The organism is Candidatus Nesciobacter abundans (genome assembly GCF_008189525.1).
Classification (GTDB): Bacteria; Pseudomonadota; Alphaproteobacteria; order CAJXXZ01; family 1604HC; genus Nesciobacter; species Nesciobacter abundans.
This window is the reverse complement of sequence record NZ_CP043314.1, coordinates 65,143-84,833: the sequence shown is the minus strand read 5'-3', so window position 1 is coordinate 84,833 and position 19,691 is coordinate 65,143. Positions and strand designations below refer to the sequence as shown.

General features: G+C 31.0%; 19 protein-coding genes. 4 read left to right on the top strand and 15 right to left on the bottom strand.

Translation table 11 applies throughout. The features are described 5' to 3' along the window. Positions 1 to 9: 9 nt before the first annotated feature. The 10 genes from fusA to FZC36_RS00355 all read right to left on the bottom strand — a co-directional run bounded on the left by fusA (position 10) and on the right by FZC36_RS00355 (position 10,750). Complete coding sequence (gene fusA / locus FZC36_RS00400; RefSeq protein WP_148972446.1) at positions 10 to 2,124, bottom strand: elongation factor G; 2,115 nt, start codon at positions 2,122 to 2,124, stop codon at positions 10 to 12. Beyond that, entirely contained in the window at positions 2,124 to 2,597 is a 474-nt protein-coding gene (gene rpsG / locus FZC36_RS00395; protein WP_148972022.1) for a 30S ribosomal protein S7, read from the bottom strand. The genes fusA and rpsG overlap by 1 nt, the downstream gene beginning before the upstream one ends. 33 nt (positions 2,598 to 2,630) lie before the next feature. Next, the gene (gene rpsL / locus FZC36_RS00390) at positions 2,631 to 3,002 is read right to left on the bottom strand and encodes a 30S ribosomal protein S12 (protein ID WP_148972021.1); all 372 of its coding nucleotides are present in this window, start codon (positions 3,000 to 3,002) and stop codon (positions 2,631 to 2,633) included. Positions 3,003 to 3,020: 18 nt separating this feature from the next. Beyond that, a complete protein-coding gene (locus FZC36_RS00385) occupies positions 3,021 to 3,353 on the bottom strand; it encodes a 50S ribosomal protein L19 (protein WP_222912612.1) in 333 nt (110 codons plus the stop codon). After that, positions 3,340 to 4,083 carry a tRNA (guanosine(37)-N1)-methyltransferase TrmD gene (gene trmD / locus FZC36_RS00380; RefSeq protein ID WP_148972020.1) on the bottom strand — a complete coding sequence of 248 codons (744 nt, stop codon included), beginning with the start codon at positions 4,081 to 4,083 and terminating at the stop codon, positions 3,340 to 3,342. Before trmD ends, FZC36_RS00385 begins: the two co-directional genes overlap by 14 nt. Before the next feature lie 723 nt (positions 4,084 to 4,806). Next, positions 4,807 to 5,403 carry a hypothetical protein gene (locus tag FZC36_RS00375; RefSeq protein WP_148972019.1) on the bottom strand — a complete coding sequence of 199 codons (597 nt, stop codon included), beginning with the start codon at positions 5,401 to 5,403 and terminating at the stop codon, positions 4,807 to 4,809. Between the two features lie 15 nt (positions 5,404 to 5,418). Continuing rightward, positions 5,419 to 5,733, bottom strand: a complete 315-nt coding sequence (gene rpsP, locus FZC36_RS00370; protein ID WP_148972018.1) for a 30S ribosomal protein S16 — start codon at positions 5,731 to 5,733, stop codon at positions 5,419 to 5,421. Between the two features lie 13 nt (positions 5,734 to 5,746). Continuing rightward, complete coding sequence (locus tag FZC36_RS00365; protein WP_187440120.1) at positions 5,747 to 8,839, bottom strand: efflux RND transporter permease subunit; 3,093 nt, start codon at positions 8,837 to 8,839, stop codon at positions 5,747 to 5,749. Continuing rightward, positions 8,836 to 9,903 carry an efflux RND transporter periplasmic adaptor subunit gene (locus FZC36_RS00360; RefSeq protein WP_148972016.1) on the bottom strand — a complete coding sequence of 356 codons (1,068 nt, stop codon included), beginning with the start codon at positions 9,901 to 9,903 and terminating at the stop codon, positions 8,836 to 8,838. The genes FZC36_RS00365 and FZC36_RS00360 overlap by 4 nt, the downstream gene beginning before the upstream one ends. 157 nt (positions 9,904 to 10,060) lie before the next feature. Continuing rightward, positions 10,061 to 10,750, bottom strand: coding sequence for a Bax inhibitor-1 family protein (locus FZC36_RS00355; protein ID WP_148972015.1), 690 nt, complete (start codon positions 10,748 to 10,750; stop codon positions 10,061 to 10,063). Between the two features lie 243 nt (positions 10,751 to 10,993). On the opposite strand from FZC36_RS00355, the gene FZC36_RS00350 reads away from it, so the two are divergent. Together FZC36_RS00350 and FZC36_RS00345 are read left to right on the top strand one after the other, a co-directional pair. Continuing rightward, on the top strand, positions 10,994 to 11,635 hold the full coding sequence (locus FZC36_RS00350) for a hypothetical protein (protein WP_148972014.1): 642 nt from the start codon (positions 10,994 to 10,996) through the stop codon (positions 11,633 to 11,635). Positions 11,636 to 11,801: 166 nt separating this feature from the next. Next, complete coding sequence (locus FZC36_RS00345) at positions 11,802 to 12,173, top strand: hypothetical protein (RefSeq protein WP_148972013.1); 372 nt, start codon at positions 11,802 to 11,804, stop codon at positions 12,171 to 12,173. 47 nt (positions 12,174 to 12,220) lie between these two features. On the opposite strand, the gene FZC36_RS00340 is transcribed toward FZC36_RS00345, so the two are convergent. The 3 genes from FZC36_RS00340 to FZC36_RS00330 all read right to left on the bottom strand — a co-directional run bounded on the left by FZC36_RS00340 (position 12,221) and on the right by FZC36_RS00330 (position 14,416). Next, entirely contained in the window at positions 12,221 to 13,243 is a 1,023-nt protein-coding gene (locus FZC36_RS00340; RefSeq protein ID WP_187440119.1) for a hypothetical protein, read from the bottom strand. Between the two features lie 107 nt (positions 13,244 to 13,350). Beyond that, positions 13,351 to 13,704, bottom strand: a complete 354-nt coding sequence (locus FZC36_RS00335; protein WP_148972011.1) for a 2Fe-2S iron-sulfur cluster-binding protein — start codon at positions 13,702 to 13,704, stop codon at positions 13,351 to 13,353. Between the two features lie 130 nt (positions 13,705 to 13,834). Then, on the bottom strand, positions 13,835 to 14,416 hold the full coding sequence (locus tag FZC36_RS00330; RefSeq protein ID WP_148972010.1) for an HAD family hydrolase: 582 nt from the start codon (positions 14,414 to 14,416) through the stop codon (positions 13,835 to 13,837). Between the two features lie 137 nt (positions 14,417 to 14,553). On the opposite strand from FZC36_RS00330, the gene FZC36_RS00325 reads away from it, so the two are divergent. Continuing rightward, entirely contained in the window at positions 14,554 to 16,152 is a 1,599-nt protein-coding gene (locus tag FZC36_RS00325; protein ID WP_148972009.1) for a PAS domain-containing sensor histidine kinase, read from the top strand. A gap of 262 nt (positions 16,153 to 16,414) precedes the next feature. Beyond that, positions 16,415 to 17,458, top strand: a complete 1,044-nt coding sequence (recA, locus tag FZC36_RS00320; RefSeq protein WP_148972008.1) for a recombinase RecA — start codon at positions 16,415 to 16,417, stop codon at positions 17,456 to 17,458. A 1,107-nt stretch (positions 17,459 to 18,565) separates the two neighbouring features. Here recA and rpsI read toward each other — a convergent pair. Both rpsI and rplM read right to left on the bottom strand, forming a co-directional pair. Then, on the bottom strand, positions 18,566 to 19,120 hold the full coding sequence (gene rpsI / locus FZC36_RS00315; protein ID WP_148972007.1) for a 30S ribosomal protein S9: 555 nt from the start codon (positions 19,118 to 19,120) through the stop codon (positions 18,566 to 18,568). Beyond that, the gene (gene rplM / locus FZC36_RS00310; RefSeq protein WP_148972006.1) at positions 19,120 to 19,608 is read right to left on the bottom strand and encodes a 50S ribosomal protein L13; all 489 of its coding nucleotides are present in this window, start codon (positions 19,606 to 19,608) and stop codon (positions 19,120 to 19,122) included. The genes rpsI and rplM overlap by 1 nt, the downstream gene beginning before the upstream one ends. Positions 19,609 to 19,691: the final 83 nt, after the last annotated feature.

The window sequence follows — 19,691 nt, the reverse complement described above, 5'->3', positions numbered from 1 at the left end:
AATTTCATTTTATTTACTCTTCTTAACTTTCTCAGCTATATGAGAAGGAGCTTCAGAGTACTTACTAAACTTCATACTAAAAGAAGCTCTTCCATTACTTATTTGTCTTAAGTGCCCTATATAACCAAACATCTCGGATAAAGGAATAAAACATTTTATAACAGTTATTTTTCCTATAGAATCGGTGGATTTTATTTCACCTCTTTTTCCGCTTACGTCACCTATTATAGTTCCCATGTAATCTTCAGGGGATGTTATTTCTACATCCATCAAAGGCTCAAGTAAGACAGAGTTTTCTCCACCTGATACAGATTTCCTAAAAGCTTCTCTAGCAGCAAAATCGAATGCATATACGCTCGAGTCAACATCATGATAACTTCCATCAACAAGCACTGCTTTAAAATCAACCATAGGATATCCGTAGTAACCAGTCGTCATGGCAGATCTGACACCTTTTTCTACACCAGGTATATATTCTCTAGGGATAGCTCCTTCTTTTATTTTGCTTTCAAATACAAAATCAGAACCACTTTCTAAAGGATGGAATTCCATCTCAACATAAGCAAACTGACCAGCTCCACCTGATTGTTTTTTATGTTGATAATTTATTTCTACAGGTTTTCTATACTTCTCTCTGTAAGAAACTTCAGGAGCACCAACTTTAACACCTACTTTAAACTCTCTCTTAAGCCTATCTGCAATAACATCAAGCTGTAACTCTCCCATACCATGTATAAGAGTTTGTTGAGTTTCTATGTTAGTAGTTACCTGGAATGAAGGATCTTCTTTCTTCAAGCTTTCAAGAGCTTTAGATAACTTATCTATCTCAGCTTTAGATTCAGGTTCTAAGGAAAGAGACATAACAGGCTCAGGAAATTCTATACTTTCAAGCAATATAGGGTTAGATGGATCACATAATGTATCTCCTGTAGTAGCATCTATTCCACACAAAGCTACAACATCTCCAGCCTTAGCTTCCTTGATATCTTCTCTACTGTTAGCATGTAAAAGAAGCATTCTTCCTATTTTACCTTTTTTGCCAGAAGTAGAGTTCAAATAAGAATCCCCAACTTTCAATGTCCCAGAGTAAACTCTGAAATATGTAAGTGTACCAACATACTTATCGCAAGTAATTTTAAAAGCTAAACCAGAAAAATGATCATCTATATTATGTTTTCTAACAATTTCTTCGTCTGTTTTTGGATTTGTACCTTTTATTTCAGTTAAATCTAGAGGTGATGGCAAGTAATCAGCAACTGCATCAAGCAATGTTTGAACACCTTTATTTTTAAATGAAGATCCACACAAAGTAGGGAAGAATTTAGCTGCTAAAGTTCCTTTTCTAATCATATCTTTTAATAGATTCAAAGGAATTTCTTTTTCACCTTCTATGTATGACATCATTAATTCTTCATTTTCATCATTAATTTCATCCAGAAGACAAGATCTAATCTCTTCAGTTAGAGAATCTCTCCACTCATTAGCTTTATCTACTAAATCAGAAGGAATTTCCCCTACAACAAAAGAAGCTCCTAAATCATCACCCTGCCAAATGACAGATTTCATGCTAACTAAATCTATTATACCTTTGAAATCAGATTCACATCCGATAGGAATATTTAGCACTAATGGCTTTCCATCTAGCCTGTCTTCTATCATGCTTACACATCTATAAAAGTCAGCACCACTTCTGTCCATCTTGTTCACAAAGCATATTCTAGGAACTCTATGCTTGTTTGCCTGAATCCATACAGTTTCGGATTGTGGCTCTACACCAGCAACTCCATCAAAAACTACTACTGCTCCATCTAAAACTCTTAATGATCTTTCTACCTCTACAGTAAAATCTACGTGACCAGGAGTATCAATTATATTAACGTTGTATAAATTTTCATCCTTTGTCCAAGAACAGTTAGTAGCAGCAGAACCAATAGTGATTCCTCGCTCCTGCTCTTGAACCATAAAGTCCATAGTAGCTTGACCTTCATGAACTTCACCAATTTTATGAGTTTTACCTGTGTAGTATAAAATTCTTTCTGTTGTTGTTGTTTTACCAGCATCTATATGTGCAATGATACCTATATTTCTATAAAAATTTAAATCAAAAGAAGCACTTTTATTCATCATCTTGCCCCATAGTGTTGGTATGCTCTGTTAGCATCAGCTTGTTTATGACTATCTTCTTTTTTCTTAAACGCACCACCAGTACTATTTAGAGCATCTTTCATTTCTCTTCTTAGTTTTTCGTGCATAGGAATTCCAGTACGCTTTCTAGCATTCTCTACTAACCAACGCAAAGCAAGCATGATAGATCTGCCTTCATCAACTTCAAAAGGAACTGTATAAGCGTGACCTGCTACCTTTTTCTGTCTAACTTCTTCATTCGGCCTTAGATTATCAATAACATCATCTACGACTTTCACTGATTCTACATTAAGTTCTTCAGCAATTGATTCCATAGCTGTATAAACTATTTTTTCTGCTATTTCTTTCTTACCATCTTGCATAACCTTATTAATCAACATAGCTACTCTTTTGTTACTATATTTAGAGTCAGGTCTGACCTCTCTTTTTTGTATTTTTCCTTTTCTTGACATTAAATTTTCACCTCAAACATAAAAAATCTTGTTTTACTTAGATTTAGTTCCATACTTAGACCTTCCTTGTTTTCTTCCTTCAACACCTTTTAGATCTCTTATACCTCTTACGACTATAAAACGAACTCCAGGCAAGTCAGGACGTCTAGCCCCTCTAACTAACACTATAGAGTGCTCTTGCAAAGAATGCTTTTCTCCAGGAATAGAAGCTGTAATTTCAAAACCTGTAGAAAGTCTAACTTTTGCAACTCTTCTTTGAGCTGAGTTAGGTTTTCTAGGGGTTTTAGTAAAAACCCTTACACAAGTTCCACCTCTTTGTGGAGCTCCTGCCAAAGCCGGATAACTTTTTCTATTTCTTTTTGGTTTTCTACTTTTGCCTCTGCAAAGTTGTTGTAAAGTTACCATCCCAAACCTCTAAACATCTTAATTAAACCTTTCTTTCAATTTTGCTTTTCTACCAGTTAGCTTCCTTAAATAAAACAGAACAGCTCTTCTTACTTTATGACTTCTATGTTTCTCAATTCTAACATTCCCAAACAAAGGCACAGAACATTCCATACCTCTATTGTTAACAATCTTTCTGATTAGAGCAGTTTTAGGAGTTTTTTTAATACATAGACCTTCGAAAGCTTTTGTCCTCTTTTTATCAATAGGAATATGAGCAGAAACAGTGTCTCCAACTTCAAAATGATCTGAATTAAGCTTTTCCGCCGCTTTCTTATTCATTTTTTCTTCAAACATTCTAAGAATGTACATTTTTTTCCTTTCGAGCAACATATTTAGACCATAAATCGCTTCTTCTATTCTCAGTTAGATTTTCTTTATTTTCAAGTATCCACTTTGAAATAGAAGCGTGGTTTCCAGACCTCAATACATGAGGAACATTGTACTCTAAATCTGTATTTTTTGGAACCCAAGAAGCTGGCTTAGTATATTGGTCATTTTCTAGCAGTCCATCTGAGAAGCTATCTTCCAAAGCAGATTTACTATTTCCCAAAACTCCTTCTATAGTTCTAACACAAGATTCTATCATAACCATTGCAGCTAATTCCCCACCACATAGAATATAATCTCCTATGCTGACCTCTTCAATATTCCAATGCTTTAGAACTCTGCAATCAATCCCTTCATATCTTCCACAAAGAATAATAAGGTCATTTTCTAGCAATTCACTTGTCATGCTTTGATCGAAAACCCTTCCTCTAGGAGATGGATATATTATTTTCTGGCCTCTATATATTTCTGATAACCAAGAATCCATACAGTCTGGGCGCATTATCATTCCATGACCACCACCAAACGGCTTATCATCAAGATCTTTTTTAATTCTATATTTTCTTAGATCATGAGAGTTAATATTCCAAAACTTATCTATACTCTTCCCAACACAAGAAAATGAAAGAGGACCTGGAAACATTCCTGGAAATATAGTTCCGACATCTACCTCCCATTTTTTCTTCAACTTACATTCTTCATGTTCAGACATTTTATTATTCTATTCGTTATTAACAATTTTTCCAAACCAATGCCTGTATTTATATCAAAATGTAATCTATAAACTAATCATACAAAGCCAATTTAGTAAAAAGCATTACTTTTACAAACAAGTTGACCTAATAGAATTAAGAGCAAAACTGATTACAATGATTGTGAAATTATAAAAACTTAACACAAAGCTAAATTTAGAAATGTCAAAATAAGATTAAATAATAATACAAATATATTATGTAAATACTTTTGAAAACTTACCGATTATAAGCCTTAGAATATAATTAGGGAATAATTATTTCATTACTTAAAAATAATTATAACAAATAAAAACAGCTGACAAAGAATCCAAGTTTTTAATATACAATGCTTGAAACAAACAGCATAAGCCATGAATATTCATATAATTTTTAAGGTTTATCTATTATGTAAATCACTATGTAAATGTTTTCTATAAAATTGTAAAAACCTTTGTAATATTAAATTAAAATATAAATTCTTTTTTAATAAAAAAAATAGAATCGATTTGTAGAAAAGATTCAAGTTTTCTAATCTGGAATTAATAGAACAGGATTCAAAGGTTTTCTCTCTCGTGGAAAGAATGCAAGCCATTAATATAAAATATATATAAATAGCATATGAACAAAATTTTTGTACAATTAAGGAAACAATAAAAGGAAACAGATTACGAAACAATTTACAGATTAATGTAATATTTTTCTTATTTCATACTCATAGCAATATTGTCTGCAATATACACTTTTCCAGAATCTTTACAAAATCCATTTATATGTACATAAGATATCATGAAATCCTTTTCAGTATCTAAAACTGGACCAGATCCAAAATTCAATACCTGTTTAGAAAAACAAATAAAATTTCCTGCAGAATCACATATTTCCATTTTGCAAGAATCTTTGCCCATCATTCCTAATAAATATACATGTACATTTTCACTAGATTTATTCAGATCTATATTATCATTTAGACATATATTATCAGAATTATTATTATCAGGATTTAAATCTAAGTCTTTAGAATTCAAATCACTTTTTGCAGAATTTTGCTTATCAGAAATAAGTTCACTTTCATCCTTAGATAGTATAGAAAAACCAAGGAGACCTTTCAGCTCATCTAAGTCAGATGAGTTAGTTCTTAAAACATACATAAAACAACCGGATCCAGTCTTTTTCATAAGACTATATTCCAACACTTCTATATCAGAATTCTCTATGAATAACTTACCTAAAGGAGTCTGATATAAAATAGCTTTAAATGAACCTTTAAAGCCATGTAGTTTTAATATTTTTCCTATCATAATAAAAAGAGTATTTTATTTCTTCTCTTTTTTCTTAGCATTCTTGAATACTACTCTATCTAGATCTTTTCTAGAGTGGAATGGATGTGTATCCATTATTCCAGCTTCATGCAGAAGCCTATGGACTCTATCAGTAGGCTGAGCACCCTTAGATAAAGACTCTTTTACTTTTTTCTCATCACAGTTTAATTTTTTTTCTTTAGCAAAAGGGTCATAGTAACCCAATTTTTCTATAAACTTACCATTTCTAGGAGATTGGCTTTCAGCCAAGACTATAGGATAAAACCTTTTACCTTTTTTTCCTCCTACAGCAAGACGTATTTTCAACATATACAAAACCTCATTACTTAACTTTATATCCAGTTGACTTATTTCGCAAGTCGATAAACAAAACACATAAACAAGGAACGATAAATATTGTGAACAAAGTACCTATACTTAACCCTCCTACAATAACCAAACCTATAGAACTTCTGACCTCATAACCAAAGGAACCTGGGATCAAAAGAGGTACAGCTCCTAAAACCATGGCAAAAGTGGTCATTACTATAGGTTTCAATCTTAAAGAAGAAGCTTTTATTACAGAAACAACCGGATCCTTGCTCTGCTCTAGCTCTTTTTTGAAAAATTCCACTATCAAAATACCATGCTTCGTTATAAGACCAATTAAAGTTATAAGACCAATTTGACTATAAACATTAAAACTAGATCCAGAGAACAAGAATATTGTAAATATAGCTCCAGACAAGGCTAATGGTACAGAAAGCATTATGATAGCTGGGTAAGCAAAGCTTTCAAACTGAGCAGCCATTATAAAGAACACAAACAGCAAAGATAATCCAATGATAAACAAGAAATTATTACCTTCTTCGATTATTGTCCTGACATCTCGTCCTGGAGATACAACATAACCTTGAGGAATGATTTTGTATATACCTTCTTTTATTTCATTGTATGTCTCTATCACGTCATTGTTAGGCTTCAGACCTAACACAAAGTTAAATGCTCTAACTCCATCTTCGTGCAATATAAACGGCCTGTTTTTAGTCTCCTCTACTACCACAATGTCTTTCAATGAAACTAACTTAGGAATGGATCTCTGATCTTCTTCTGAGACATTAGTCTTAACATAAAATTGTTTTATTCCTTCAGGATCTGATCTAAATTTCTGATCTGCCCAAACTGAAACAGGATATCTTTTACCTTCTCTTTCATATCTATATGCTGGAGGGTTACCTCTCATTATCATGGCAATATTTTCTTTCAAAAATCCTAAATCAACACCTAGAGATAAAGCTCTATCTCTATTTATCTTTATATCATAAGTTTTTTCAGGAGATATTCTTGAAACTTGTACTGACTCTACAGCCGGAGAAGAGTGTACAATCTTAGAAACCTTATTGGCAAATTTTTCTAACTCATCATAAGACTTACTGCTTTTGATAGAAAATTCTAATTGATTTGCTTTTCCTCCAATTGATCCACTAGGAACTGAAACAGAGGCTGATAGATTAGGTATCTGTTTTCTAATCGCATCATTTAGAGATTTAGAAATTTTAAATGCCGATTCTCTATCAGAAAATGATTTCAAAAGTATAGTTATGCTAGCTTTACCTTCTCCGCTGTAAAAAGAAGAAAATGTAGATCTAACTCCAGGGTGCTTCTTGATTATCTCTTCTGCTTTAGAAATAGGGTATTCCATATACTTTACATTAGCTCCACTAGGCGCTCTAATTTCTAAACTAAGCATTCCTTGGTCTTGTATAGGCATAACCTCAGATCTCAAGAAAAATTTACCTATCACTAAACCAGAAAGTCCGAATAAAAATCCGAAGAAGATAACAATATTTCTATACTCTACAGCTCTAGAAAGGTATTTCTCATATCCAGATTCTAATTTCTTAAAATATTTTTCAAATTTTACAACAGGGTAGGCCTTTATACCAGAATCATTAACCAATAAGTAAGAGCTCATCACTGGAGCAAGTATTATAGCTACTAGACCAGAAACAAGTACCATACCAGCCAATGTAACTGAAAATTCTTTAAACAAAGATCCTACAATTCCTGTGCTAAACCCTATAGGTGCATAAACCGCAACTAAAGTTAATGTCATAGCTATAATAGAAAACTGTATTTCATTCATTCCATTTATTGCCGCTTCTTTTGCTGACTCTTTTTTCAGTCTCTTATGTATAATTTCTATAGCAACAATTGCGTCATCAACAACTAAACCAACAGCCAAAACCATAGAAAGAAGTGTAATAAGGTTTATAGTATATCCAAGCAGATAAATTATTGTGAAACCACTCAGCAAGCAAATAGGTATTGTAATCACTGGGATAAGAGATGCTTTCCAAGATTTCAAAAACAAAATCATAACAATAACAACTAAAATAACCGCTTCAAAAATAGATTGAACAACTCTATTTACAGATACTTTTATAGATTCAGATCTATCAAGCGCAACCTCTATCCTAACCCCAGAAGGCAAAGCTTTATTAATGTCAGGAAGCCTGTTTTTTATCTCGCTAGCAATCTGTATCTGATTAGCTCTAGATTGTGCATCAATATTTACAAGAGAACAAACCTTACCATCATATCTAGTTCTGACATCATGATCTGCATTTTGCATTTCTACCTTTGCAACTTCTTTTATTTTTACAACATTTCTATTTTTTTCTTGAATCACAATCTCTTCGAACTCTGAAACAGTAGAAAGTTCGTTAGCTAATGTAACACTATACCTAATATTATTAGATTCTATGTTTCCAGCCGGATATAAATAAGTCTGCTTACTAATTGCATAATAAACATCCATAGCTGTTAAGTTGAAAGATTTCAACTTGTAAGGATCTAACCATACATCTATTCTGTAAGTTTTTCCTTCACCTGTCATTCCAGCAACTTTTACAGAAGAAACTCCATTCACAGATTCCAAACTATTTTTGGCGTGTCTATAAGCTATATCAGACAACTCAGAAGAAGTATATTTATCTCCAAAGACAGCTAAAGTTATAAATGAACCATTATTGCTAGAAGATTTCCTTACCTGTGGATCCTTTAAGTTAGGAGGAAAAACTCCTCTAACTCTCCTTAAAGTAGAGTCAACATCTGAAGATATAGAATCTATAGATCTACCAGAATCAAATGTCATATTTATTTTAGCTTCACCCTCTTTGCTTATTGTAGTACTCATTCCTTTTAAGCCTTCTAAGCTAGCAAACTCTTCTTCCATAGGGTTTGCAATTTGAGATTCTACTACTTTAGGGTTAGCGCCAGGGTATTCCATTCTCACTTCTATTACAGGGAAATCCACTTGAGGATTTTCTCTTAAAACAGAATTCCTCAATCCAATATAACCAGATAAAGCTATTAGTATATTGATAACCCAACTTAATACTGGCCTAGATATAAAAAACTTACTTAAATTCAATTTGATTCACCTGCTATATTAGCTTTCACTTTCTGACCATCTGAAACACCATCTCCTGCTTCGGTAACAACCACATTTCCTTGCTCAAGTCCTTTTAATATCTCAACATAACCTTCATCTCTAATTCCTATCTCTACTGGAATATTGTATGTAACACCATCTTCTACTTTATAAACATAAGATGAACCGTAAGAAATCTTAACAGCAGATTCTGGAACCATCAGTACATTCTTTTTAATTCCTAAAGGAACATCTACTTTTACAAATTGACCAGGAATCAATCTAACATTTTCATTAATTAATGTCGCTTTGAATGCAATGTTATGTGTAGAATCAGAAACTGCATCTATTGCATCTATCTTAGCTAACTGGGGGAGTATAGATGAAGACTCTGATATGATATAAATTTCTGTCCCTATTGAAATAGAGTTTGCATCAGATTCTGGAACAGAAAATATAGACACCAAAGGACCTACTGATCTGAATGTAGAAATTTCCTGATTAGGGTATAAAACAGCGCCTTCTGTGTACTTAACCAAACCTAATATCCCATCAAAAGGAGCTATAAATTTAGTTTTTTCCAACTCAGAAACAGTTCTGTTATATTCTGCTAGCGCTTTATTATATGCATTTTTTCTTGTTTCTAGCTCGGAATCAGAAACTATACCTTGCTCATTAAGATCTTCAGCTCTATCTCTCTGTAACTTATTTTCTTCCAAGACAGCTTTAGCGCTTTCTGCAGCATTTTGCTCACTGCTGTCGTTTAATTTGAAAATATAATCACCCTTTTTGAGTACTTCTCCATCTTTTCTAATGTATTTTATTATTCCTGTGCCTCTCTCGTTTATAAGGCTAATAGATTTCTGCGCCTTAAGAGATCCACTATATGTTCTTCTTTCATACATATCACCTATTTTTACTCTTTCAGCTTCCACATCAATTGTTTCTATAAAGTTAAATTTAGGGTTAACTTTGTTTACATATTGATAGTAAAAGAAACTAACAGACCCAAAAATAACAACTAAGGTCAACAAATAAAAAACATTTGACTTTCTTTTAAGCATTCAAGCTCCTCTTCTAATTTTCTTTATAATTTACTATTTAAAACCTTAATAATAAATTAACAAATCTATACTTACAAAAATAATTGTAAAAGATTTAATATAATATTACACCAAAAGCATAATTAAGCCATTAACTGATTTGGCAAATTCAGCACAATCAGTCAGACCTTCTATCTCCAAATAAATACAACAAGTTTCTCAAGATTATTATTACATCCATCAATAATACCAAAGAAGAAAGAATAGCAGCTTTATTTAAATCTTCATCTGATACTTGATTAGAGTAGTATATATTCACTAAATTTTGACTTGTAAAAGCTATACTAACTACAGAAACAAAGGTAGACAAAGATATCAGCAAAATATGAGAAGATGTGCTTCCAAATACGAAGTAAGCGAATAAAGAATATATGGAAACTGCAAAAAATGTATAAAAAGCTAAAGAAAGATAACTAGATAAATCTGTTTTTGTACTAGCTCCATAGTAGGACACAACCAAAAATATGGAAGCAGTCAAGAAAAACATAGAAACTATACTGCTACTTGTAAAAACTTTAAATATATACGCACTAGATATACCCATGACTGAACAATAAGACCAGTACATTAAGCTAATCTCAGAATATGAGGATCTTATATTTACTTTCCTGAAATACAAGCTCATTATTATCCAAGCAGGAATAGAAATTATGCTTACCATTGCGAAAGACCTATTGCTTAAAAAAGAACTTACACAAAAAGCTAAAGCTCCAGTAAAGGCAAATCCAACCCCCAAAAACTTATATACAGCAGCGAAATAATCTGACAAACCAGATTGAACACTTACATTATCTTCTCTAAATCTCATCCGAAACCCCTTTTTGGCAGAATACCATATAAAAAATATTTAGCAAATTACTTTCTTGCCAATCAACTCAAACCATAATAATAAACTAAATACTGTAAAAATCTGAACCACTTTACAGTTGCTAGCTTAATTAATTATAAACCTATATATAAATTGGTAATTTTTTATTAACAGCCTTAATTGCAAAATTTCAATTTGATAATTTGTACTTTTAGTTTATAGTTTTTATATTAATAGTGCTTTATGAATTCTGAAATAAATTTTACAAATTACAAAAAAAATATAACTAAAATAGATATAGATTTACTTAAAAATGTCGATTTCGTGTTTTGTGATCTAGATGGAACTCTTGTAAGACAAAACACTATCTTTTCTACATTCAAAAAAACACTTTTTTATAAACCTTTTACATTCCTAAAAATTACACTTAATTGGATTTTAGGAAAGAAACTAGAAAACATAAAAATAATAAACTCGAATCATAGCTTACTTAAAATGGAAGAATTAGATTTTAATAAAGATGTAATTAGCTTTCTAAAAGATGTGAAACGTCAATACAAATCTATCAAAATAGTGCTTGCAACTGGATCGACTCAAAACATAGCAAAAAAGATATCCTTAAAGTTAGACGTTTTTGATAATGAAATATACTCTACACACAATAATAACTGTATAGGAGAAAATAAGTTAAAAGAAATAATCTCATTCAATAAAAATAAACCATTCATGTATATAGGGAATAGCAAACAAGACATAATCATCTGGCAAAGCAGTGAAATCTGCGGGGCTGTTTGTAATAAAATATCACAAAATCAAATCCAAACCTTAAATCTACAAAACCTAATTTACTTTCCAGATAAATGGTCAAAGTTAAATACTGATTAAATGCATAAAGTAGAATAAACACTAGATGTTAATATACAACAACCATTAACGGAATAAATACCTACCTATAATCTAAATTTGACTTTTATACACTTTTTAATACAAAAATGCGCTTATTAAATACGATTTTCATAGATTCTTAACTTTTATCAATTAAACAAATTACGTGAAAGCAGCATTATTTGAAAGACTAAAGAAAAATCCTTCCTCTTACTCAAGCTATGAAGATTTATATGAATCAATAAAAGAGGAAATATATTGCATATTGGACAGACAGTCACTTTTTGCAGAAAGCATGTCAGGAATATCAAACTATATACCAGATCTATCTCCGTATGATCAAGAAAAAATATATCTACTAGAAGTGTATTTAAAGAAAAACATAGAAAGGTATGAACCTAGACTAAAAAAACCATCAGTTAAAGTTCAGAAATTCATAGAAAACATACAGTCATTAGCGATAGAAATAAATGGATATGTTGTATTCGAAGAGAAGATAGAATTAATGCAAATTTCCATATTACATAGCAAGCAATAGTTTTAATAGGAACAATATAAGTAGCAATATAGTAGCAATACACTCTCTTAAGAGAATATTTTATTTTCGAAAAGCTGTACTTTAATTTGTTCTTGAGTGGATAAACTTTCATTCAAAACATCAGAAACAAATTTCATGGTAACGAAATTATCTCCGAATCTATTGTACATTGCCAAAGCACTATGCTTAGCTTCACTTAAAATCTGACCATTGATATTCTTACTAGCATTAACATTTGAACTTGAGTCTATATCTCTATTCGTTTTTGTATATGATTTTACATTATTTAAATCCAAACTTGCAGATCTTTCAAAACCTTGTTTAAAATTTCTAGAAGAATCACTGGATGCTGTAAGACAAAGATCTCCTATCCCAGCTGGGCTAAAAATAACTTCTTCCTCAGATATTTCCATAAGGAGTTTCCTTAGATCCAAAAACCCCTTATTCAAGAAAGATGCAACAGCATTTTTGCCTAACCCTAAGCCAGAAACAACTCCACATCCATAAGCTATTATATTTTTCATTGCTCCACAGAATTGTATGCCTTTTTTCATTTTGCTATGCATAAAACCCATATTAGAAAAAGACATCACTTCAGGAATTAATTCCTCTGAACCTAAAATAGATGTTGTTGGTAAGTTCTTCATTATTTCGTTAGCAAAATGAGGACCTGCTATAACAGACCAATCTATTCCTTTTTTATCAGCCCACTCTCCCAAAATCAGTCCATTTTCCAAAACTCCTTTTGAGATAAAAATAATATGATCTTTTTTGCTAGAGTACTTTTCTACTATATTAGGCACCGCATAAGAAGGAACAGCAGGAATTAAAAATGGATAATCATTGAAATCTTTATAACTATCTTTATTACTATTGTCACTATTTAACTCTAGATCAGTTTTTTTATTCCTATTTAGATTATTGTAAGTATTATCTTGTTTTTTATCTTCAATACTATTTAAACAAACATTCCCACTAAAAGAATCTATTACAACATATTCAAACCCAGAACGCTTTATAGCAGAAGCCATTGCAGATCCAAAAGCACCATTTCCTATAATCTTAAACAACAAAACCCTCCTAAAATAAAATCTCATTAGATTCATTAAAATTCACTTATCTATAAATCAAATGAACATGAATACGGATATAAATGAACATAAATACGGATATAAAATTAATCAGAAGTATTTTTAGGAATGTATATATGCATTCCATTAAGCTCTTCTCTAACATCTACCTGACAGCATAATCTTGAAGTATCTGTAGCATCATCATTAACAAAATACTCCATAGTTTCTTCTTCTGTTTCTGACATAGCCTGATCACTATCCTCTATTTTATCAAAGAAAGGTTGGTCCAATGTTCCATGACAACTTCCACAAGCTAAAGCACCACCACATGAGCAGGCCATAGGAATATGATTTTTTCTTATAACTTGCAACATATTATCCCCTACATTTGCATTACAAACTTTTTTAGAACCATCAGGATATACGAATATTATTTCTACAGATTTCTTTTCACACATACTAAAGGGTATCAAGACACTAAATGAAAATCCATAGTTAAGAAATCATTTTCATAAATAATCTTTAAAGTAGTGATAAAATAAAGTGGTAAATATAATCAGTTAGACAATGAGCTATTCTTAAATAATCTTAAAAACACTTATCAATCATATCCCAAACAGGCTTAAGCCCAGATTCTACACGAATTCCAAACCCTCCAGAATTCTTAGCAAGATCCATATCTAATTCTGAGTCTCCAATCACCCATATATTTCTAGGATCTATTTTCAATGATTCAGCAATATCAATTAATGTAGAGGGATCCGGTTTCGGGCTTTTTCCACTATCTGACCCTAGTATAAAATCGAACTGCATCAACCCTAACAATCCTAAGTGAACTTTTATTTGCTTAGAGCTTGCCAAACTCACAACACCCTGTTTAATTTCATGATCAGCAAAAAAATCTATCAAACCCAAAGCATATGGGTTAATGCAAGGCTCAACTCTTTCTTCTACATTTTTGTATTCTCTCTGTATCTTAGACTTCATACTCTTATCAAAAGAAAACCAAGCTTTTTTCATTTTCTCTTTTTGAGAAAAAGGAAATACATCTAATTCATTTTTCCAGAACAAGTAATTATTAATAAAGTAATTCAAGTTATCTGATTTAATTATTGTACCAGACCAATCCCAACACACTAATTTAGGTTTTAAAATCTCTGAACTTCCCATATCCTATGATACCTTATTTAAATATATACATATATACAAAAACTGAATCTCACTTTTACTATATTTACTTATAAATTAGTTGAAAAAATAAAAATTAACCGTATTTTAAACAATTCATAATAAAAGTACAATTAAATATGATTTTAGATTGGTTCAGCAAACCTGAATATCACCAATGTTTCTCTACACCATGTATAATAATATCTGATGATGGGACAATACAAAAAGTAAACAAAGATTTCTTTGAAAGATTTGGAGATATGAGGGGTAAAAAAATATCTAGCATATCTTCAATGAAATATTATAGAAGCCAAATGATTTGCGAAATTGAAAATTCTCAATGGGAGCTAAATTACTTCAAGACCTCTGCAAAGCAATATCATGTGCTATTCATACCTTATGATTCTACATCTCATATGTTAAGCCAGATTCCTTCTCCTGTAGCAGTAGTTGGAGAAAAAGGAAATATAATCAGCGCAAATGACAGCTTTAGAGGCTATACACCTAAAGACAAGAAAATAAAAAATCTAAATCAATTTTTCGATTTCTCTAGCAGCATGTTAAGGAAAAAGCTAAATGTAGAGGATGTACTATGGAATGGAATTCCAATGGAAGTACATTTCAAAAAAGGCACTTGCTCCACGTGGATTGTTGGATTACAAGATAAAACTGAAATACAGAAAATAAAAAAGCAAATGCAAAAATCACAACATTTGCAAAACCTAGGACAGTTAGTAGGGAGCATAAGTCACGATTTCAATAATATTTTCACATCAATAAAAGGATTGTGTGAGTTACTACACCAAAGCGTAACAGAAGATTCAGTAAAATCAGATGTATCAGAAATTATATCCAATATAGATAATGCAACTGGATTAGCAAAAGAATTAATAAAATTCGCTTCTCAAAAAGATAAAGCAATATGTAATCCTTACAATACAATTATAGAATGCAAAAGATTATTCGAAAATATTTCAGCAGACATCAATGTATCATTTGATATAAAGCAATCAGATGCCTTAATAAAAATATCTTCTTGCTCTCTCCAAAGAATACTTATGAACTTAGTAATAAATAGTAGAGATTCTATAAAAGAAAATGGAGAAATAAAAATCTCCCTGCTAGAAAAAGATTTGTATGAAAAACATATAAAGAAAAATGTAATTCCTTCAGGGAAGTACGTAATACTTTCTATAGAAGATAATGGATCAGGGATACCTTTAGAAATCCAAGATAAAATATTCTCTCCATTCTTTTCTACAAAGGATAGTGGAACTGGTCTAGGGCTTTCTAATGTAATATCTATTGTAGAAAACGGAGATGGATATTTAGATTTAAAAAGCAATCCTAATGGAACCAGTGTGACTCTATATTTTCCTATAAATCAAAAAAACACAAAGAAAACGGTACTTTTGATAGAAGATGAAGATGGGATTAGACAAATAATGAAAAAATCTTTAGAGAGAAAAGATTATGAAGTTATTAGCGCAACAAATGGAGCTGAAGGAATAGATATAATAAGCTCTGATCAACATATAGATACAGTAATTACAGATGCTGTAATGCATGGTAAAAAAGGCACTGAAGTTTTGGAATACATAAAAGAAAACAAGCCAAACATAAAGACAATTTTAATGTCTGGTTATCCAGAAACTCAGTTTGAGAAAAATTTTGATAACTTCTTGCCAAAGCCATTCAGTATCTCACAGTTAGTGGACATGGTCAGCAATTTATAGATTTTCAAACCCTTATTTTTATTTATGTTTATTGATTTTTGAATTATTAATTTGAAATTCATCATTTAATATAAAATACGCATTTAGTAGAAAAATATAACTAAAATTTTACAAATATTATTTATCAAAGTAAATTGAAAAAACAATTTTAATAGCATAAAATCAAGCGAGACTGTTTAAGTTATTAATTAAATTAAGTCTGATTTCCATGACCTGACTATCAGATATTAAAATTTTTAACAAATAGAAAACGAGGAGAACAATGAATACAAATCTTAGCGACGAAAAGGCATCTGCTTTAAAAGCTGCAATAGAACAGATTAAAAAAGCTTATGGTAAAGATTCTATAATGAATCTAAACCAAAGATCATCTGTAGAAACTGAGGTTATATCAACAGGATCACTTTCTCTAGACATAGCTCTTGGAATTGGTGGACTTCCTGTTGGACGTGTTGTAGAGATATATGGTCCTGAAAGTTCTGGTAAAACAACAATAGCATTACAAGTAATAGCAAATGCACAGAAAAAAGGTGGAGTATGTGTGTTTGTTGATATGGAGCATGCATTAGATAAAAAATATGCTGAAAAACTAGGAGTAGATGTAGATAATCTTATGTTCGCTCAGCCAAGTTCTGGAGAAGAAGCTTTAGAGATAGTAGAAACTTTTGCTAGATCTGGTTCTGCAAAAGTAATAGTTCTTGATAGTGTTGCAGCTTTAGTTCCAAAATCAGAGCTTGAAGGAGAAATGGGAGATGCTCATATGGGACTACAAGCTAGATTAATGAGCCAAGCATTAAGGAAACTTACTGGAACAATCTCTAAGTCTGAATGTATGGTTATTTTCATTAACCAAATCAGACAGAAAATAGGTGTATTTTTTGGAAATCCTGAAACAACAACTGGTGGAAATGCTCTGAAGTTTTATTCTTCATTAAGATTAGATATAAGAAGAACATCATCTATCAAAAAAGGAGATGAAATTACAGGAAACTCAACTAAAGTAAAAGTAGTAAAAAACAAAGTGGCACCTCCATTCCAAGTTGCTGAGTTTGACATAATCTTTGGAGAAGGAGTTTCAAAAATTGGAGAACTTATAGATCTAGGAGTTAAGAATCAAATTATTAATAAATCCGGTTCTTGGTATTCATATGGATCAGATAGATTCCAAGGAAAAGACGGAGCTAAGGAATTTTTCTCTGCAAACAAGGATAAAATGCTAGAACTAGAAAACAAAATACTGGAAATCTATGGAATTAGCAGCAGAAAACCTAACAAACCTTCAAGCAAAGAGAATGATAAATCTTAATTTCAATAGAGTATCTAAAAGTGCTTATTTTTCATAAAGCATAATTTACATCTAAAAAAGATAGTCAGCAGAAATGATCAGATTGAAATATAAAATAAAGATCATTTTACTAGCGTGATAATTTCATGAATCTTAAAAATACCTCTAATAAATAAATTATAAATTATCCTCTATGTGCAATCTTCTCATGTATTGTGATAATTAAAAAATCTCTTGTAGGTTTGGGTTTCTATTCCTTTAATTACAAACCTAAAGCATACAACGTATTCACAGACAATAAAAACATAATGTAGAAATGAAAACATATAAGCGAATAACTGCATATTTAAACAAAATACCTAAGTTATCAAGCCATTCAAAAAGCATAATTTATGCAAACTCTATTAGAAGTTCGATTTTCAATGCACTATCATAGCAACAATACATTTTTGTTTGATTTTGGAATCCAAACAAGTCCATAACAATATGTCTATGATTTATGCACAATATAGCAATTTGACACTTCAGGATGAATAAAAAACACCTTACATATAATCAAATGAAACATAGTTACAATTCAAACCTAATAAAACATCCTTCATGCCATGTAAATTTATTTTATCAAACCTTAATTCTAAACAACTTACTAAATCAAAGGTTATACAATCAATATAATGCTTTCTATATATTAGCTTATAAACTAAATTATTACTAAACAGATAATATTGCATAATAATAAATTTTTATAAATAGGTTTTATAATAATAAACTCGTACATGAGTTGATCCAAAACTAACAAATTAGAATATATAAATCTATCTAGAAATTTGAAAGCTCAGTCTATTAATTTAACAATTTGAATTATACAAAACAGTTAATATGCAAAAGATATTTGAGATATTTCTCCACAAATATAAATATTATTCTACAAATCTATGCATATTAAGTAATTCAAGCAATATTAGCATTTACCATTAGATATTGTCATTTATCATCAGAGATGATTAGAGATACTATAATATTTAAGATAATTTATAATCAAATATGTAATACGAATTCCATTGGAAATAAATTAACGAACAAAGATTTAACAAATAAAAAACAAAATTTAGAAAATAATTTAGAAAACTATCTCTTTCTAAATTGTGGTCTTCTACGAGCTTTTCTAAACCCAGGTTTCTTCCTTTCGACTTTTCTAGCATCTGTAGTTAGAAAACCTTGTGCCTTTAGAATGCTATGCATTTCTGGATCAGATTTTATTATTGCTTTAGTAAGTCCTAATCTAACTGCATCAGCTTGACCAGATAACCCTCCACCTTTAGCAAAACCTTTTACTAAAAATTTCTTTTTCAAAAAAGAAATAGGATCTGTAGCCTTGGAAGAATGTGTACTTCTCTTGAAATAAGCATTGATTTCTTTTCCATTTACAGTAAATAGATTTTCTTCTTTTGAATCTTCTTCTAAGAATTTAAACCAAACTCTAGAAACTGATTCTTTTCTTCTACCAGTTCCGTATGATCTACCAATTTTGTCTAGAATAGGCTTTTCTGGCTTAGAAGTAATTTCTTTTTTTTCTACTGCACTCTTTACAACTTCTGATGAAGATTCAAGTGTAGACTCAACAGCATTTTTGCTAATCTCTACAGAAACGCTATCTTCTAAATTTTCTGTTTTTAAAATCATTAAGAAACCACCTTTTCAGCTTTAACTTCACTCTCAGGATTCATGTATCCAGACTTTGGAGCCCAGACTTCTGGCCTTAAAGAACCAAGATCATGCTCTCCTTGAGAAAATACTTTTAAATTCCCAAGCTGAGTTCTACCTAAAGGACCTCTGCTAAGCATTCCTTTTACAGCTTTTTTAATGATTTCAGATGGATCTGAGGTCATAATATCTTCAGCTGTTCTAGTTTTCAGACCACCAGGGTATCCTGTATGCCTGTAATATTTTTTGTTTTTATATTTCTTTCCTGTTAGAACTACTTCTTGTGCATTTAGAACTATTACTCTATCTCCACAGTCTGCACCTTTTGTAAAAGTTCTTAGATGCTTTCCTCTTAATACATTTGCAATTTCCACACAAATCCTACCGAGAACTTTACCCTTAGCATCCATTATGTAACTTTTCTTGTTTTTTATATGCTCTTTCTTAGAAACGAACGATTTACTCACACCCCAATCTTAAAACAGAGAGGTAAATATGTAAAGGTGTCCAAATAGAATATTATAAAAACAATCTAAATTATTACTATTTA

Coding starts and splice junctions, on each gene's coding strand:
- fusA (WP_148972446.1), bottom strand. CDS start 2,124: ATGAATAAAAGTGCTTCTTTTGATTTAAATTTTTATAGAAATATAGGT.
- rpsG (WP_148972022.1), bottom strand. CDS start 2,597: ATGTCAAGAAAAGGAAAAATACAAAAAAGAGAGGTCAGACCTGACTCT.
- rpsL (WP_148972021.1), bottom strand. CDS start 3,002: ATGGTAACTTTACAACAACTTTGCAGAGGCAAAAGTAGAAAACCAAAA.
- FZC36_RS00385 (WP_222912612.1), bottom strand. CDS start 3,353: ATGTACATTCTTAGAATGTTTGAAGAAAAAATGAATAAGAAAGCGGCG.
- trmD (WP_148972020.1), bottom strand. CDS start 4,083: ATGTCTGAACATGAAGAATGTAAGTTGAAGAAAAAATGGGAGGTAGAT.
- FZC36_RS00375 (WP_148972019.1), bottom strand. CDS start 5,403: ATGATAGGAAAAATATTAAAACTACATGGCTTTAAAGGTTCATTTAAA.
- rpsP (WP_148972018.1), bottom strand. CDS start 5,733: ATGTTGAAAATACGTCTTGCTGTAGGAGGAAAAAAAGGTAAAAGGTTT.
- FZC36_RS00360 (WP_148972016.1), bottom strand. CDS start 9,903: ATGCTTAAAAGAAAGTCAAATGTTTTTTATTTGTTGACCTTAGTTGTT.
- FZC36_RS00355 (WP_148972015.1), bottom strand. CDS start 10,750: ATGAGATTTAGAGAAGATAATGTAAGTGTTCAATCTGGTTTGTCAGAT.
- FZC36_RS00350 (WP_148972014.1), top strand. CDS start 10,994: ATGAATTCTGAAATAAATTTTACAAATTACAAAAAAAATATAACTAAA.
- FZC36_RS00335 (WP_148972011.1), bottom strand. CDS start 13,704: ATGTGTGAAAAGAAATCTGTAGAAATAATATTCGTATATCCTGATGGT.
- FZC36_RS00330 (WP_148972010.1), bottom strand. CDS start 14,416: ATGGGAAGTTCAGAGATTTTAAAACCTAAATTAGTGTGTTGGGATTGG.
- FZC36_RS00325 (WP_148972009.1), top strand. CDS start 14,554: ATGATTTTAGATTGGTTCAGCAAACCTGAATATCACCAATGTTTCTCT.
- recA (WP_148972008.1), top strand. CDS start 16,415: ATGAATACAAATCTTAGCGACGAAAAGGCATCTGCTTTAAAAGCTGCA.
- rpsI (WP_148972007.1), bottom strand. CDS start 19,120: ATGATTTTAAAAACAGAAAATTTAGAAGATAGCGTTTCTGTAGAGATT.